This window comes from Embleya hyalina (genome assembly GCF_003967355.1).
In the GTDB taxonomy this organism is placed as follows: domain Bacteria; phylum Actinomycetota; class Actinomycetes; order Streptomycetales; family Streptomycetaceae; genus Embleya; species Embleya hyalina.
In genome coordinates this window covers 313,841-328,965 of sequence record NZ_BIFH01000015.1, presented here as the reverse complement: position 1 = coordinate 328,965, position 15,125 = coordinate 313,841, and the positions used below count along the sequence as shown (strand labels likewise).

The following is a 15,125-nucleotide window of genomic DNA, read 5'->3' as shown; positions in this document are numbered from 1 at the left end:
GCTACCCGACCAGGCGGGCGTAGCGGCCCTTGTGGAACATCAGCGGGGCGGTGTCCCGGGGCAGGTCCAGGGCGGTCACCGCGCCGATCACGATCACGTGGTCGCCGCCGGGCAACTCGTGCGCGATGTCGCACTCGATCCAGGCCACCGCGCCGGCCAGCCGCGGCGCGCCGTTGCCGGCGGGCGACCAGTCGACGCCGGCGAACTTGTCGCCGCCGCTGCGGCCCATCGCCCGACACACGTCCTGCTGGTCCTCGGCCAGGATGTTGACCACGAAGCGGCCGGCGGTGCGGACCTTCGGGTAGGTCGTCGAGGTGAGTGCCGGGGCGATGGAGATGTAGGCCGGCTCCAGGGAGAGCGACGTGAACGACTGGCACGCCATGCCCACCGGCGCGCCGCCGTGGATCGCCGTGACCACGGTGACCCCGGTCGCGAAGTGCCCCATGACCTGGCGCATCCGCGCCTGATCGATCCCGGCCGACGGCGTCGTTGCGCTGGACATGGCTGCCCCCAGGGGTGCGAAGCTGGATGTGAGCCGGATATGACTAATAGTCGTATCCCTGTTTGTTCCAGCCATTGAACGGCGGATCTGACGAACCGTCAATAACCAGCCGCCGGGTCGCACCCCGTGATCACCGCCACCTTGACGGCCCCTTTCGGGGTGTTCGGGAACTTACGCGTGCCTGCTGCACGTCCGGATCAGTAGCAGTACCGTCGTCCGCGACGTCAAACATCCTTCTGGAAGGACACCATCCATGGCCGTGAGCCTGAGCAAGGGCGGAAACGTCTCCCTCACCAAGGAGGCCCCTGGCCTGACCGCCGTCGTCGTCGGCCTCGGCTGGGACCTGCGCACGACCACGGGCGAGGACTTCGACCTCGACGCGAGCGCGATCGTCGTGAACGCGACCGGCAAGGTCTACTCCGACCAGCACTTCGTGTTCTTCAACAACATGAAGACCCCGGACGGCACCGTCGAGCACACCGGCGACAACCGCACCGGTGAGGGCGAGGGCGACGACGAGCAGATCAAGGTCAACCTCGCCGGCCTGCCCGCCGACGTGGACAAGGTCGTCTTCCCGGTCTCGGTCTACGACGCGGACAACCGCAAGCAGTCGTTCGGCCAGGTCCGCAACGCGTTCATCCGCGTCCTCAACGCCGCGGACAACGTCGAACTGGCCCGCTACGACCTCTCGGAGGACGCCTCCACCGAGACGGCGATGCTCTTCGGCGAGCTGTACCGCGCCGGCGCCGACTGGAAGTTCCGCGCCCTCGGTCAGGGCTACGCCTCCGGCCTCGCGGGCATCGCCAAGGACTTCGGCGTCAGCGTCTGACCCGACAGCACCCCTCGAACGCCGGCCGGGCAAGCCGATCACCCCGGCCGGCGTTCGCCGTTTCTCCCCGGCCCCCGCGTCGATGGCGCCGGGTTGCCCTTCAGTGCCCGGGGATGGACGGCCAGCGGATCGTCACGACCACCGAGTGCCCCAGAAGCCAACCGCGATGCCGGCCCGCGTCGTCGTTGGCGTTGCCGCCGTACCAGTCGTCCGCCACTTACAACCTCACCTCGATGCTCGGCATGTCCCTCGCGCCCGCCTGGGCGCCTTTGGCGCAGGTCAGCTTTTGAGTGCCCGCAACAGGTCGAGCCACGCGGTGGGGCCGAGTTCGAGGTGGCCTCGGGCTCGGGCCTTTGTATCCCGGACTGCGGTGGTTGTTGGAAGTGGGGCTATCTCGACGCAATCCTGGTTGTGTTGCGACCACGACGACCTGCGCCACGAGTAGGTCGGCTCTGTGCTCATAGCTCTTCCCATCTACTTGTGATCATTGCCCTTGACGCGACCTCATCCTGCGCGGTCGCACGGTAGTAGTCGAGATCTCGTCGGTAGCGTTTGACCAGCCGCGCGTCTCTCAGGAGTTGCGATCCCGCTTCGTACGCAACGTGCACCACCGCGTCGGGCGCGTCCGGCAGTTCGAGAATGGTGACCGAGCCGAGGAAGGCCGCGGTCGGCGTGTCGAAGGGCACGATTCTCAGCTGAACGTTTCCCATCTCGCTCAGCTTCAACAGGTGCGCGAGTTGCTGTCGCAGCGCCTCGCGTCCACAGAATGCACTGGCCAGCGCGGATTGGGACAGCGTGGCGACGAGCTTCACCTGTCCCGATGTGACCACGTGTTGCCTGCGCTGCCGCACCTTCAACAAAGCTTCGGCGTCGTCGGGGTCGGGAACGAAAGGCGATTGCAGGAGAGTTGCGCGAGCGTATAGCGGTGCCTGAAGCAGCCCCGGCACCATCGTGGATGCGGTGTCGATCACGCGCGCATGGGTCTCGAGAAAGATGAGATCTTCATACTCCGGGGTGAGCGCGGATTCGTAGCCGGCCCACCATGGAGCGGCCTTCCCGTCTTCCAGGCCAAGGAGACGCATCACTCGACGCTTGTCTGCCGGTGAGAGGGAGAGCACGTTCGCGAACGCGTCGACGTGATGTCCGTCGATGATCATCCTGCCGGTCTCCAGCCGCGACACCTTGCTTTTGTCCCAGCCCACTCGTTCGGCAACTGACGTGAGTGTCATCTGCCTTGCGATGCGCAGGCGACGAATCTCTTCGCCTGCTTGCCGTTGTGCAGTACCGGATCGTGACGAAGGCATCGAGACCCCACCTCATCGCGCGTCGATGACGAAATGCTGCGAATGACCGTTGAAACGGTTGCGGCAACGAGTGTTGCATGTCACGTTGAGGCAAGCAACGCTCACATCGCGTGATGAGGGTGTCGTAAATCGTGCTTCTCGCAGGCGAGTTGGGCTTCGGGGCGCCCCGGTTGCACATGAACCGGACGGGCGATGGCACGACGTCGCCGCTTTTTCAAGCGACAGCGGTCGGGCGTCTCGATTCGAGGCGGGCGCCCGGCCGCTGTCTTCCATCTATCCACCGTGAGGCAGGGATGGAGATTCAAGAGTATCGATCCGAGAGTGGGCTGCCGGTTGTTGTCGGGGCTCGGGTGCGGCATGCCGAGTTGCCGGAAGGGACCGTGGTTGCGCTGCCCGCCGCTTCCGAGCGGGTGGCTGTGGTGCAGCCGCGCGAGGGTGGGCGGTCGCCGTATCTGTGTCCGGTCGAGCACCTGGTGGTGCTCGATCTCGGGCATGAATTGGCGGGCGCTGTACGGGAGTTGTGGCGCTTGGATGCGCTCGGGCGGCAGGTCGGGGCCGTTGCCCTGCCCATCCACGCGGGGCGGAGGGCATCGTGAGCGCGGGGCTTGGATGGGGTCAACTGCCCTGGGGTGTATGCGATTTCGTGGAGAAGACGGTTGGGGTCGTGGGCACGGTGCAGGCCGTGGCCGGGCCGCATACCAGTTCCTTCGCGGCTGTTGTCGGCACTGCCGACGGGGCCGTGTTCGTCAAAGCCGCCGAGGAGGCCACCGCGCCGCTTTCGGCTCGGGCGCAGACGAGTGAGATCGCGGCGAGCGCGGTGACCGGTGTGCTTTCGCCTCGGCTGCTGCATCACGGGGCCGTCGACGGGTGGCGGGTGTTGGTTTTCGAGTACGTGGAGGGTCGGGCCGTTCGGTTGTGTCTCGATTCGCCGGATCTGGTGCAGGTGGTCGGTGCGATGGATCGAATCGGGCGGATCCGGCCCGGACGTAGTGCCGGATTGCCGACCCTGGTCGGGCGGTTGCGGGAGCATTTGCCGCCGGGGCGGTCGAGGCCGCTGTGTGGGGATCGGCTCCTGCATACCGATCTGACCTCGGCCAACATGATCATTCGGCCCGACGGTCGGTTGTCCGTCGTCGATTGGGGCCAAGTCGCGCTCGGGCCGCGGTGGGTGGAGGTCGCCTTCGTCGGGTCGCACCTGGTGGACGAGGGGCACAACCTCGGCGAGGTACGGCGTTGGATGTGGCGCTTTCCCGAATGGCGCCGCACCCCGCACACGACGCGGCGTCTCCTCGCCGAGGCGATGGTCGGTCATACGAACGGCCGGTCGACCTGGTGGCTCAACATGATCGAGGCCCCGATCGCGGGCTGACAGGCGGGTCCCCGCACCCACCGGAGCCGGACCGGGACCGGGATCGGGCGGCCATCCCGCGGATGACCACCCGGCCCCGGCTCGGCCCTCTCACGCGGCCCGCTGCACCCCCTCCACCGCGCCCCCGAACCGGTGCCGAAACCCGCGCGGAAAATTCGTGGTCACACTTTTCGCGGGGGCTCCGTCAAGGAAACAGAGGCCCCGGAACGAGCCGGGGCGGTTTCCGAAGGAGTCGTCATGAGCGCATCGATCCTGGTCACCGGCGGTACCGGCACGCTCGGCAGCCTGATCGTCCCGCAGTTGCGGGAGGCCGGTCGCGAGGTTCGCGTGCTCAGCCGGCGCGGCGGCACCTCGGCCGACGGCGTCGAGCAGGTGCGTGCCGATCTGCTGAAGAACGAGGGGATCGACGACGCGGTGAAGGGCGTCGACACCGTGCTGCACCTGGCCGGCGGCGCCAAGGGCGACGACGAGGCGACCCGCAACCTGGTGCGCGCGGCGAAGGACGCCGGTGTGCGGCACCTCGTGTACATCTCGGTGATCGGCGCGAACACCATGCCGATCGGCTACTTCCGCGCCAAGCTCGGCGCCGAGCAGGCGGTGACCGGGTCGGGGCTGCCCTGGACCACCCTGCGCGCCGCCCAGTTCAACGAACTCGTGCTGAAGATGATGGGCTCGATGACCAGGTTCCCGGTGGTGCCCAACCCGGGCGGCCTGCGCTTCCAGCCCGTCGACGGCCGCGATGTCGCGGAGCGCATGGTCGAACTCGCCCTCGGCGCCCCGTCGGGCCTGGTCGCCGACCTGACCGGCCCGAAGGTCTACACGATGGGCGAACTCGCGCGCGGCTACCTCGCCGTGGCCGGCAAGCGCCGCCTCCACCTCCCGGTCCGCATCCCCGGCAAGATCGGCCGCGCCTACCGCGCGGGCGTCAACCTGTCGCTCGACAAGGCCACCGTCGGCACCCGCACCTGGGAGGACTTCCTGGCCGAGCACGTCGGCCGCTGACGCCCGACCGGCACACCGACGAGCGCGCCGCCCCGGCGGGAGCCGGAGCGGGCTCGCCGGCGGAGTGTTTCGACCGCGCGACCGAGCCGGCCACGGACGAATCGTGATGGGATGGCCCCGTGAGCCGTGCCACCGAGGACACCAATCGCCGGATGTTGCGGGCCCGCGACGTGATGGACCGCGCCTACGCGCAGCCGCTGGACGTCCCGGCCCTGGCCCGCATCGCGCACGTGTCCGAGGCGCACTTCACCCGCACCTTCCGCGCCACCTTCGGTGAGACGCCGCATCGCTACCTCCAGCGGCGCCGGGTCGAACGGGCCATGTTCCTGCTCCGCGAGAGCGACCGCAGCGTGACCGACATCTGCTTCGAGGTCGGCTTCGCCAGCCCCGGCACGTTCAGCCGTACCTTCCACGACATCGTCGGCCGATCACCACGCGCCTATCGCAAGGAGGCGGTGGCCGCCCGGGTGCCGACCTGCTTCACGATGGCCTGGTCCCGCCCGAACGGCTGATCGCCCGCTCCCGACCGCCCGCGGCGGACCGGGCGCCGGCGCCCTCAGGTGTTCGGCTGGGTGAACCGGATCCGGTTCCCGAACGGGTCACGCAGCCCACAGTCGACCCCGTACGGCCGCTCGGTGGGCTCTTCGGTGAACTCGACGCCCTTGGCCAGCAGCGTCTCGTAGGTCTTGCGGCAGTCCGCGGTGGTGAAGATGAGCCAGCCGCCCATCGCCCCCTTGGTCACCAGGTCGCGCACCTGGTCGGCCGTTTCGGCGGACATCGACGGCGGTCCGGGCTTTTCGAGCAGGATCTCGCGGCCGGCCTCGCCGGGGATGCCGACGGTCAGCCGGCGCATGACGCCCATGTCGACGTCGGCCTTGACCTCCAGGCCGAGCTTGCCCACGTAGAAGTCGAGTGCCTCGTTCTGGTCGAGGACGAAGATCTGGGATTGGAAGATCGTGGTGAACATGTCCCCGACGCTAGTTCGTCGCCCGGCCGAAAACTTATCCGAAACCGCTGAGTCGACCCGTCGCTCCGGGCTCTCGAACAACCTTGGAGAGAACATGTTTTCGCTATCCATTGACCTCGTCAAGGAACCTTACCTATCGTTCGGCCGGTGGCCGACCTCGTTCCAAGGCCGAGAGGATGACCGTGTCGACACAGACCGTCAGTACCATCCAGTTCCCTTACAAGCGCACACTCGGACCGGTCATGGGCCGCTTCTTCTCCGAGTTGACCGCCCGTCGGATCGTCGGCATCCGCTCTGGTGAGCGGGTGATCGTGCCGCCGATGGAGTACGACCCGGAGACCGGGAACGAACTCGCGCGCGACTTCGTCGAGGTGGGCCCCGCCGGCACCGTCCGGTCCTGGACCTGGGTCGCCGAACCGATCGCATCGCACCCGCTGGACCGCCCGTTCGCCTTCGTCCTGATCCGCCTGGACGGCGCCGACACCGACCTGGTGCACGTGCTCGACGCGGGCGCCGAGGACGCCGTGCACACCGGCATGCGGGTCGCGCCGCGCTGGCGGGACGAGCCCGTGGGCCGGATCGACGACATCGTCTGCTTCGTCCCCGGCGAGCGTGCCGAGACCCCCGAGGGCGAGCCCGGCGAGGCGCAGGAGGTGACCACGATGGAGTACTTCTCCACGATCACCTACACCGACGTGCTCTCGCCCACCCTGGTCCGCTACGCGAGCAACCTGCGCGCGGGCAAGCTGACCGGCCAGCGCTGCCCGCAGTGCAACCGGGTGTTCCTGGGCCGGGGCTACTGCTCCGTGGACGCCATCCGACTCGGTCCCGAACTGGACGAGGACCTGCCCGACCGGGGCGTGGTGTCCAACTACACCATCGTCACCCCCACCCCGTACCCCGGGCAGAAGGAGACCGAGCCGTTCGCGCGCGCCTCGGTCGTGCTCGAAGGCGACGAGATGGTGATCGCCCAGCAGCAGATCCTGGACCTCCCCGTGTCCGAGATCCGGGTCGGCATGCGGGTGCGGGCGGAGTGGATGCCCGAGGCCGAACGCGACGCCGCGGAGATCACCAGCAAGGGCTGGGGTACCGTCGCGGGCTTCATCAGGGGCTGGCGGCCCACCGGCGAGCCGGACGAGCCCGCCGAGCAATACATGAACCGGGTGTTCTGATGACGACGCGTCAAAAGGCGGGCGAGACAAGGGAGACGGCAGTGCGGCAGGACAGCGACATCGCGATCGTCGCGACCGCGCAGCTCCCGGCGGTACGCCGGCAGGAGCTCACCGAGACCGAGATGCTGCTCATGGTCGTCGACGAGGCGCTGGGGAAGGTCGACCTCAAGCGCTCCGACATCGGCTTCAGCTGCCAGGGGTCGTGCGACTACATCTCCGGCGGCACGTTCTCGTTCGTGCCCAATCTGGACGCGATGGGCGCCTGGCCGCCGATCCACGAGTCGCACGTCGAGATGGACGGCGCGTGGGCGATGTACGAGGCGTGGGTGCGGCTGCGGCACGGCGACATCGACATCGCGGTGGCGATGGGCTCGGGCAAGTCCTCCACCGGCGACCCGGCCGCGATCTACCCGCTCGAACTCGACCCGTACTACCTCGCGCCGCTCGGTCTGGACCCGGTCTCCCTGGCCGCCCTCCAGGCCCGGCAGCTGATCGAGTCCGGCAAGAGCACCGAACGCGAACTCGCGGAGATCGCCGCGCGCTCGCGCCGGGACGCGGCCGGCAATCCGAACCAGCAGGTACGCACCGCCGAGCAGGACGTGGACAAGCTGCTCGCCGAGGGCTACCTGCGCAACCCGCTGCGCAGGAGCGACCTGCCGCCGATCTCGGACGGCGCCTGCGCGGTGGTCCTCGTGCGCGGCCCGCGCGCCGCCGAACTGACCGAACGCCCGGCCTGGATCACCGGCATCGACCACCGCAGCGAGGTGCACAACCCGGCCCTGCGCGACCTGACCGACTCCGCCTCCACCCGGCTCGCCGCAACGCGGGCCGGCGGCGTGGCCGGCGTCGAAGTGGCCGAGTTGATGGCGCCGTTCACCGCGCAGGAGGTGATCCTGCGGCAGTCGCTCGGCCTGGCCGACGACGTGCTGATCAATCCCTCCGGCGGCGCGCTCACCGGCAACCCGCTGATGGCCACCGGCCTGGTCCGGATCGCCGACGCGGCCGAGGCGATCCTCGCCGACGGGCGCTCGCGCACGCTCGGGCACGCCACCTCGGGCCCGGCACTCCAGCAGAACCTCGTCTGTGTCCTGGAAGGTGACAACCGATGACCCATGAGCGCGTTGCCGTCGTCGGCATCGGCCAGACCAAGCACAAGAAGCGGCGCGACGACCTGTCCATCGCCGGGCTCGTCCGCGAGGCCGCCCAGCGCGCGCTCGACGACGCGCGGATGACGTGGAGCGACATCGACGCGGTGGTGATCGGGAAGGCGCCCGACATCTTCGAGGGCGTGATGAAGCCCGAGCTCTACCTCTCGGACGCGCTCGGCGGCGCCGGCAAGCCGGTGTTCCGGGTACACACCGCCGGCAGCGTGGGCGGATCCACCGCGATCGTGGCCTCCCACCTGATCAGCAGCCGCGTCCACAGGCGGGTGCTGGCGGTCGCGTGGGAGAAGCAGTCCGAGGGCAACGCGCAATTCGGCCTGGGCGGCGGCAAGTCCGGGTCGATCGGCGCCGGCGGCGCGTTCGCGCCGTGGATTCGCGCGTACATCCGCAAGTCCGGCGCGCCCGAGCACATCGGCTGGCAGGTGGCGGTCAAGGACCGGCAGAACGCGCTGCGCAACGAGTACGCGCATCTCCAGCTCAAGGACATCTCGATCGACAAGGTCCGCGAGTCGCCGATGATGTGGGACCCGCTGCACTTCCTGGAGTCGTGCCCGTCCTCCGACGGCGCCGGCGCGATCGTGCTCACCGACGAGGCGGGCGGCGACGCGGCGGCGGCCGACGGGCGGGCGCCGGCCTGGGTCCTGGGCACCTCGATGCGCTCCGAACCGTCGTCCTTCAACGGCCGCGACCCGATCCGCCCGCAGGCCGGCGTCGACTGCGCGTGGGACGTCTACCGCCAGGCCGGCATCACCGACCCGCGTCGGCAGATCGACGTGGCCGAGTTGTACGTGCCGTTCTCCTGGTACGAGCCGATGTGGCTGGAGGGCCACGACATCGCGCCGGTGGGCGAGGGCTGGAAGATGGTCGACCGGGGCGAGACGGCCTTCGACGGCGACTTCCCGGTCAACCCGTCCGGCGGCGTGTTGTCCTCGAACCCGATCGGCGCCTCCGGCATGCTCCGCTTCCTGGAGGCGGCCCTCCAGGTCCGGGGCACGGCCGGCGAGCACCAGGTGGACGGCGCGAAGGTCGCCCTCGCCCAGGCGTACGGCGCGGCGGCGCAGTACTTCGCGATGTGGGCGGTCGGCACGGACAAGCCGTAGCGGCGCGGGTGCCGCACCGGCCCAAATGGTAAGGCTCCTTGACCTTGATTTGGTCAAGGAGCCTTCCTATTCTGGGGCCTTCACCCGGTGACCGGAGGTTGTGCCGATGAAGCCCCCCATCTGCGCGAAGCTAGGGATCGAGTTCCCGATCTTCGCGTTCTCCCACTGCCGCGACGTGGTCGCGGCGGTCAGCCGAGCCGGAGGCTTCGGGGTCCTCGGCGCGCTCGCGTTCGACCCCGAGCAGCTGGAGGTCGAGCTGGCCTGGCTGGACGAGCACACCGACGGCAGGCCGTACGGCGTCGACCTGGCGATCCCGATGGCCTACATCGGCAAGGGCGGCGGTGCGGCCGCGCTGCCCGCCAACCTGGAGAAGCTGATCCCGGAGCAGCACTGGAAGTTCGTCGACGAACTCCTGGAGACGCACAAAATCCCGCCGCTTCCCCCGGAGTTGGCGGACCGGCCGGTCAAGGCGGCCGGGCTGAACGTGGACCTGGAGTCGCGCGCGCAGATCGAGGTCTCGCTGAGGCACCCGCTGGTGAAGATGTTCGTCAACGCGCTCGGCCCGCCGCCGGCCGACATCATCGACGCCTGCCACGCGGCGGGGGTCCTGGTCGGCGCCCTGTGCGGCAGCCCCCGGCACGCGCAAAAGCAGGTCGAGGCGGGCGTGGACGTGGTGGTCGCGCAGGGTACCGAGGCCGGCGGGCACTGCGGCGAGATCTCCACGATGGTGCTCATCCCGCAGGTGGTGGACACGGTCGGCCCCGACGTCCCGGTGCTCGCCGCCGGCGGCATCGGCGGCGGCCGGCAGATGGCCGCCGCGCTCGCGCTCGGCGCGCAGGGGGTGTGGACCGGCAGCCTGTGGCTCACCGTCGCCGAGGCGGACACCCACGAGGTCTCGGTACAGAACCTCCTGGAGGCCAAGTCCACCGACACCGTGCGCTCGCGCGCGATGACCGGCAAGCCCGCCCGCCAGCTCAGGAGCGCGTGGACCGAGGCGTGGGAGGACCCGGCCAACCCCGACCCGCTGCCGATGCCGCTCCAGGGCATCATCTTCAACGCGGCGTCCCGGCGGTTCACCCGGACCAAGAGCAAGGAACTCAACGGCTGGCCGGTGGGCCAGGTGGTCGGCATGCTCGACCGGGTCCGGCCCACCCAGGAGGTCGTGATGTCGCTGGTCGAGGAGTGGATCGAGACCACGGAGCGGCTGAGCGCGTTCCTGGCCGACGACTGAGTCGGATCGCTCCGGCCGAGACCTGCCGGGCCGGGCGCGCGGGAGGACTCGCGTGCACGGCCCGGCGGCCGGCGGGTCACGGGAGTGAGTGACACCGATCCCGCGCCTATGGATACCGCAAACTGTCGCGGTATTTCAGTAACTTGTGTATTTTGCGGATATCGATGGTGTATGTCCGGTACCATCCGCCGCTTGCGTCGGCGCGAGCCTCCGCCGCTACGGCGCCACGGAGTCCCATCCCGTGAACCCCGACGGGTCGTGCCGTCCGAACGTGCCGTGCTCGAAGATGCCCGAACCCTCCGCGATCAGGGCACCGTCCGGGCCGAGCAGCCGAGCCGTGGCCACGTGGTCGATCACCCCGAACGGGATGCGCTTGGCCACCGCGGGGTCCTTCTGCTCGTACACCGCGCCGTCGAGGTAGTCCTCGCCCTTCCATTGGCCGTGCCCCCAGTCGGGGTCGCCGCCGTAGCCCGCGCCGACGTTGAGCGCGATGTACCCGTGGTTCTCCAGGCGCAGGGTGAGCGCGTTGCGCCTGCGGTCGGTCAGGTGGACGTCGGCGCCCTCGGGGTGTCGGGTGCCGGGCGTGTACCGCACGTCGAACTCGGGCCAGCCCAACTGCTCGGTCGCCTTCCCGGAGGCGATCGGGTACATCCGGATCGCCTCGGTCAGGAAGCGGTGTCCGTCGGCGGATTCCTGCGCGATGATCATCAGCGCCTGATCGCCCAGGTGCAGCGGGATCCAGTTCCACCAGAACCCGGCGGTCCGCGCGGGCCGTCCGGCCGGCGGCGCCTCGCCCGAGGGGCGGATGCCCCACGAGCGGTCGCGCGAGCCGGACCAGGTCCGCGGGGTGACCGTGATCTCCTCGCCGTCCAGGGTCACCGTGCCGGTCCAGTCGCCGATCTGGACGAAGCGCGACGCGTCCAGCATCGGCTTGAAGTCGCTGCGCTGCACGTGTCGAGGTTCCGGCAGCGGCGCGAACGGCGAGGTGAAGGTGAGGTCGATCGTGATGCCCTGCTCCGGCGCGTCGCACACCACGCGCACGCTGGACAGCGGCTCCAACACCTCGATGCGGTACGGGCCGACCTCCTGCCGCATCCGGTCCGGGCCGAGCGGGCCCGACATCCGCACCGCGTGCTGGCGACCGTCCCTGCGGACCACCACGTACGCGTCGATCACGCCCAGGTTCGGGTAGACGCCCAGGCCGGTGGCGATCTGTACGCCGCCCGTGCGGTCGTAGGCGTGCATGATGCAGCGGTCGTAGAAGTTCCGGTCCGTCGAGCCGACCTCGCTGTGGAAGAGCGGGACCTGGTGGACCGGATATTCGTCCAGGGGCACGGGGATCGGCATCGGGTTCCTCCTGACCACGCGCCGACGGTGCGCCGACGCGTCGGGCTGGTTGAGACGTCGTGCGAGTGTGCGCCAAACCATTGACGCAATCAAGCGTTATCCCGGGCCGTCCCGACCGCCCCGCCCCGGCCCGCACCCGCTCCGGGGACCCCGCGCGACAACCGGACGACCGGAATACCGAAGCGCGGATCAGCGTCCGCTGCGGAAGTAATCCCGGGGATCGTTTTCGCCGCGCCGCCGATGCGATACGCGCCCGCCTTCGGCATTCCCGGACGCGAACGAGGTCCCCCGATTGTCTTCCAACCGGGCCAGCCGGGCGCTGAGTTCGGCTTCTTCCCGGATCTCGTCGGCGGACGGCGACAGGGCCACCATGAACAACGTGATCACCGTGAAAAGGCTGATGCCGGTGATCAACGGCGCGAGGAATTGCGTCGCCTCCACACCGTGTGCCAACCCGTGCGCACCCTCGGTACGCACACTCATCGCCGACATTCCCGTGTAGTGCATTCCGCTGACCGCCACGCCCATGATCAACGCGGCGCCCCCGGTCGCCGCGAATCCGCTCACGTGCAGCGCGGCCCACAACGCGGCGGTGGCCGCGACCACCGCGATCAAGATCGACAACGTCACCCGCAGCGTGTCGTAGTGGATCCTGCCGTCCAGGCTCAGCGCGGCCATGCCCATGTAGTGCATGCTCGCCACGCCGCCGCCGGTGACCACGCCGCCCAGCACCAGGCCGGTCCATCCCGCGTTGCGCCGACCCGCGATGGCCATGCCGACGCCGACCACGATCACCGCGAGCACGAGCGAGGCGATCGTCTTGGACACGTCGTAGCGGATCGGCGTGCCGCGCACCGAGAAACCGAGCATGCCGATGAAATGCATGACCCAGATTCCGGTACCGCCGATCGACGCCGCGCCCAGGACCAGCCAGCGCGCCCGAACCCAACCGCGCACCGCGCGGGCCCGCGTCGTGCACAACAACCCGAGCGCCGATCCGAGACACGACATGAGGTAGGCGATGACCGGGGTCAGCGCCCCGTACTGGAAATGGTCCACGTGACCCATGTCGGCAACCGCTCCGTCGGTTTTTCGAGCCCCTTCGGAAACGGGAAAACTCGTCCTCGAATCGAAGATGATAGGCCGGCTCCGACGCCGGGCCGCGACCGGGTTTGGGAATTCGCCGAAGCGTCACCCGTCGTATCGACAGGTGGAATTCGGATAAAGATCGCGGTACGCCGGCACCGACCCGCCGCGCTTCGCCGCGAGCACCCCGTGCAGGACGGCGCGGCCGAACACGTCCGCCGCTGCGGCGTGCAGCAGGGTCAGCGCGGCGGCCTCCTCGTTGACCCCGTAGGGCGTGGTCGGGTCGGGCGCGGGCAGCGGGACACGGGCCGTGGACACCGCGAAGATCGTGTCGCCGTCGTAGAGGGTGTGCACGGGACGGATCGCCCGGGCCAGCCCGTCGTGCGCGACGCCCGCCACCTTCTGCGCCTGGGACCTGGTCAGCGTCGCGTCGGTGGCGACGATCCCGATCGTGGTGTTGAGCGAGGGCGGGGTCTGCGCCGCGGCGGCCGCGCGGGTCAACGCGGCGGCGTGCTCGGCGTGTTCGGGCGGGGAGAGCGGGAACTCGCCCGGCAGGCCCAGGCCGACCGCGTAGGGCAGCCCGCCGATCGGGTCGACCGGCGACCCGGCCGCGTTGACCACCGCGAGCGCGGCGACGGTGACCCCGCCGGGCAGCACCACGCTCGCCGTACCCACCCCACCGCGCAGCCCGCCGACCATCGCCCCCGTGCCCGCGCCCACGCTGCCCGTCGGCACGGGCGCGTGCTCCGGCTCGGCGTCCGCCGCCGCGATCGCCGCCCGCCCGAGCGCCGCGTCGGGTCGGCGCCGCCAGTCGCCGCCGCGCCCGAGGTCGAACAGCGAGGCCGCGGGCACCACCGGCACCACCTGGTACGGCTCGGCGCCGACCGGGAACCCCCGCCCGCGCTCGGCCAGCCACGCCACCGCCCCGCCCGCCGCGTCGAGCCCGAACGCGCTGCCCCCGCTGAGCACGATCGCCTCGATCCGCGGCACCAGGTTGCGAGGGTCGAGCGCGTCCAACTCGCGTGTGCCCGGCGCGCCGCCGCGCACGTCCACTCCCGCCACGAAGCCGCCGACCGGACCGAGCAGGACGGTGGTCCCGGTCATCGCGCCCGCGTCGGTGTACGCCGCGTGCCCGACCCGCAGCCCGGCCACGTCGGTGATGGCGTTGCGCGGTCCGGCCTTGAATTCCCCGATGTCGAACATGAAGCCTCCCGAGAACGTCGGACCGTGCCGTGGTCCCTGTTCCCCATGCTGCTCCACCCCTATCGGCGGGGAGCCGGCGCGACGGTCCCGACGCCGGTCAGGACTCCCGTTCGGAGTACGCGATCAGGCCGAGCAGCAGCACGTCGATCCCGAACGCGAAGCGCTCGTCGCCGTCGCCGCTGGTCAACTCGGCGCCCAGCGAGGCCAGCGTGGGGAAGCGGGCCGCGGGCAGGGACAGGAAGTATTCCTGGATCCGCGCGTAGTAGGCGCCGCGCTCGGCGTCGGTCGAGCCGTGCCCGGCGTCCGGGCCGCCCAGTTCGAGGCCGGACATCACGGTGTACATGGACAACACGTCGACGGCGAACGCGCAGACCCGCTTGGACAGTCCGCCCGCGCGCAGGATGGCCAGCAGCCGCTCCGACGAGTGGAGCGAGTTGGGTCCCATCGGCACCGTGCCGATCAGGGCCCGGCCCAGGTCGCGATGTGCCGCGTAGACGTCGCGGATCGCGAACATCGTCTCGCGCAGCTGCTCGCGCCAGCGCTCGGGATCCGCGACCGGGACCTGCACCTCCCCGTTGACCCGGTCCACCACGAGTTCGACGAGTTCGTCCTTGTTGGCGACGTAGGCGTACAGCGACGCCGCCCCCGTCTCGAAGCGCTGGGCCACTCGACGCATGCTCAGCGCGTCCATGCCCTCCGCGTCGATGATCTCCAGCGCAGCGGTGACGATCGCCTCCTGCGACATCGCCGGTTTGCGCGCTCCCCGGGCCTTGGGCGTCGTGCGCCACGGCGGCAGGGGTACTTCGGGAGCCTCGGACACGGCGCCACCTCCTCGACCAGGTCTCACGGA

General features: G+C 69.9%; 17 protein-coding genes. 9 read left to right on the top strand and 8 right to left on the bottom strand.

Annotated elements, in window-relative coordinates; genetic code table 11:
• Window position 1: 1 nt before the first annotated feature.
• A complete protein-coding gene (locus EMA17_RS09080; RefSeq protein ID WP_246126544.1) occupies window positions 2–502 on the bottom strand; it encodes a flavin reductase family protein in 501 nt (166 codons plus the stop codon).
• Window positions 503–755: 253 nt separating this feature from the next.
• Between EMA17_RS09080 and EMA17_RS09075 the strand changes: the two genes are divergently transcribed.
• Window positions 756–1,331 carry a TerD family protein gene (locus EMA17_RS09075; protein ID WP_126636402.1) on the top strand — a complete coding sequence of 192 codons (576 nt, stop codon included), beginning with the start codon at window positions 756–758 and terminating at the stop codon, window positions 1,329–1,331.
• A 279-nt stretch (window positions 1,332–1,610) separates the two neighbouring features.
• Here the strand turns inward: EMA17_RS09075 and EMA17_RS55940 are convergent, their stop codons facing one another.
• Window positions 1,611–1,793: a DUF397 domain-containing protein gene (locus tag EMA17_RS55940; RefSeq protein WP_126636401.1), complete on the bottom strand. Its 183-nt coding sequence runs from the start codon at window positions 1,791–1,793 to the stop codon at window positions 1,611–1,613.
• A complete protein-coding gene (locus tag EMA17_RS09065; RefSeq protein WP_126636400.1) occupies window positions 1,790–2,635 on the bottom strand; it encodes a helix-turn-helix domain-containing protein in 846 nt (281 codons plus the stop codon). Before EMA17_RS09065 ends, EMA17_RS55940 begins: the two co-directional genes overlap by 4 nt.
• 293 nt (window positions 2,636–2,928) lie before the next feature.
• Here EMA17_RS09065 and EMA17_RS09060 point away from each other — a divergent pair, with 293 nt between their 5' ends.
• The 4 genes from EMA17_RS09060 to EMA17_RS09045 all read left to right on the top strand — a co-directional run bounded on the left by EMA17_RS09060 (window position 2,929) and on the right by EMA17_RS09045 (window position 5,518).
• Window positions 2,929–3,231, top strand: a complete 303-nt coding sequence (locus tag EMA17_RS09060; RefSeq protein ID WP_126636399.1) for a hypothetical protein — start codon at window positions 2,929–2,931, stop codon at window positions 3,229–3,231.
• Between the two features lie 68 nt (window positions 3,232–3,299).
• Window positions 3,300–4,004 (top strand): phosphotransferase, encoded by a 705-nt coding sequence (locus EMA17_RS09055; RefSeq protein ID WP_246126543.1) that lies wholly within the window; start codon window positions 3,300–3,302, stop codon window positions 4,002–4,004.
• Window positions 4,005–4,241: 237 nt separating this feature from the next.
• A complete protein-coding gene (locus EMA17_RS09050; RefSeq protein WP_126636397.1) occupies window positions 4,242–5,006 on the top strand; it encodes an SDR family oxidoreductase in 765 nt (254 codons plus the stop codon).
• Window positions 5,007–5,125: 119 nt separating this feature from the next.
• On the top strand, window positions 5,126–5,518 hold the full coding sequence (locus tag EMA17_RS09045; RefSeq protein WP_174861331.1) for a helix-turn-helix domain-containing protein: 393 nt from the start codon (window positions 5,126–5,128) through the stop codon (window positions 5,516–5,518).
• Between the two features lie 44 nt (window positions 5,519–5,562).
• On the opposite strand, the gene EMA17_RS09040 is transcribed toward EMA17_RS09045, so the two are convergent.
• A complete protein-coding gene (locus EMA17_RS09040; RefSeq protein ID WP_126636396.1) occupies window positions 5,563–5,973 on the bottom strand; it encodes a VOC family protein in 411 nt (136 codons plus the stop codon).
• 176 nt (window positions 5,974–6,149) lie between these two features.
• Here EMA17_RS09040 and EMA17_RS09035 point away from each other — a divergent pair, with 176 nt between their 5' ends.
• The 4 genes from EMA17_RS09035 to EMA17_RS09020 all read left to right on the top strand — a co-directional run bounded on the left by EMA17_RS09035 (window position 6,150) and on the right by EMA17_RS09020 (window position 10,639).
• Window positions 6,150–7,145, top strand: coding sequence for a Zn-ribbon domain-containing OB-fold protein (locus EMA17_RS09035; protein WP_126636395.1), 996 nt, complete (start codon window positions 6,150–6,152; stop codon window positions 7,143–7,145).
• Window positions 7,145–8,254 (top strand): thiolase family protein, encoded by a 1,110-nt coding sequence (locus tag EMA17_RS09030; protein WP_126636394.1) that lies wholly within the window; start codon window positions 7,145–7,147, stop codon window positions 8,252–8,254. Before EMA17_RS09035 ends, EMA17_RS09030 begins: the two co-directional genes overlap by 1 nt.
• Window positions 8,251–9,408: a thiolase family protein gene (locus EMA17_RS09025; protein WP_126636393.1), complete on the top strand. Its 1,158-nt coding sequence runs from the start codon at window positions 8,251–8,253 to the stop codon at window positions 9,406–9,408. Before EMA17_RS09030 ends, EMA17_RS09025 begins: the two co-directional genes overlap by 4 nt.
• A 106-nt stretch (window positions 9,409–9,514) precedes the next feature.
• A complete protein-coding gene (locus tag EMA17_RS09020) occupies window positions 9,515–10,639 on the top strand; it encodes an NAD(P)H-dependent flavin oxidoreductase (protein ID WP_126636392.1) in 1,125 nt (374 codons plus the stop codon).
• Window positions 10,640–10,855: 216 nt separating this feature from the next.
• Here EMA17_RS09020 and EMA17_RS09015 read toward each other — a convergent pair whose 3' ends face one another.
• From EMA17_RS09015 to EMA17_RS09000, 4 genes are all read right to left on the bottom strand, one after another.
• Window positions 10,856–11,986 (bottom strand): Rv3169 family protein, encoded by a 1,131-nt coding sequence (locus EMA17_RS09015; RefSeq protein ID WP_126636391.1) that lies wholly within the window; start codon window positions 11,984–11,986, stop codon window positions 10,856–10,858.
• A gap of 189 nt (window positions 11,987–12,175) precedes the next feature.
• The gene (locus EMA17_RS09010) at window positions 12,176–13,054 is read right to left on the bottom strand and encodes an MHYT domain-containing protein (protein ID WP_126636390.1); all 879 of its coding nucleotides are present in this window, start codon (window positions 13,052–13,054) and stop codon (window positions 12,176–12,178) included.
• Between the two features lie 123 nt (window positions 13,055–13,177).
• Complete coding sequence (locus tag EMA17_RS09005) at window positions 13,178–14,275, bottom strand: P1 family peptidase (protein ID WP_126636389.1); 1,098 nt, start codon at window positions 14,273–14,275, stop codon at window positions 13,178–13,180.
• Between the two features lie 97 nt (window positions 14,276–14,372).
• Window positions 14,373–15,095, bottom strand: coding sequence for a TetR/AcrR family transcriptional regulator (locus EMA17_RS09000; protein WP_126636388.1), 723 nt, complete (start codon window positions 15,093–15,095; stop codon window positions 14,373–14,375).
• Window positions 15,096–15,125: the final 30 nt, after the last annotated feature.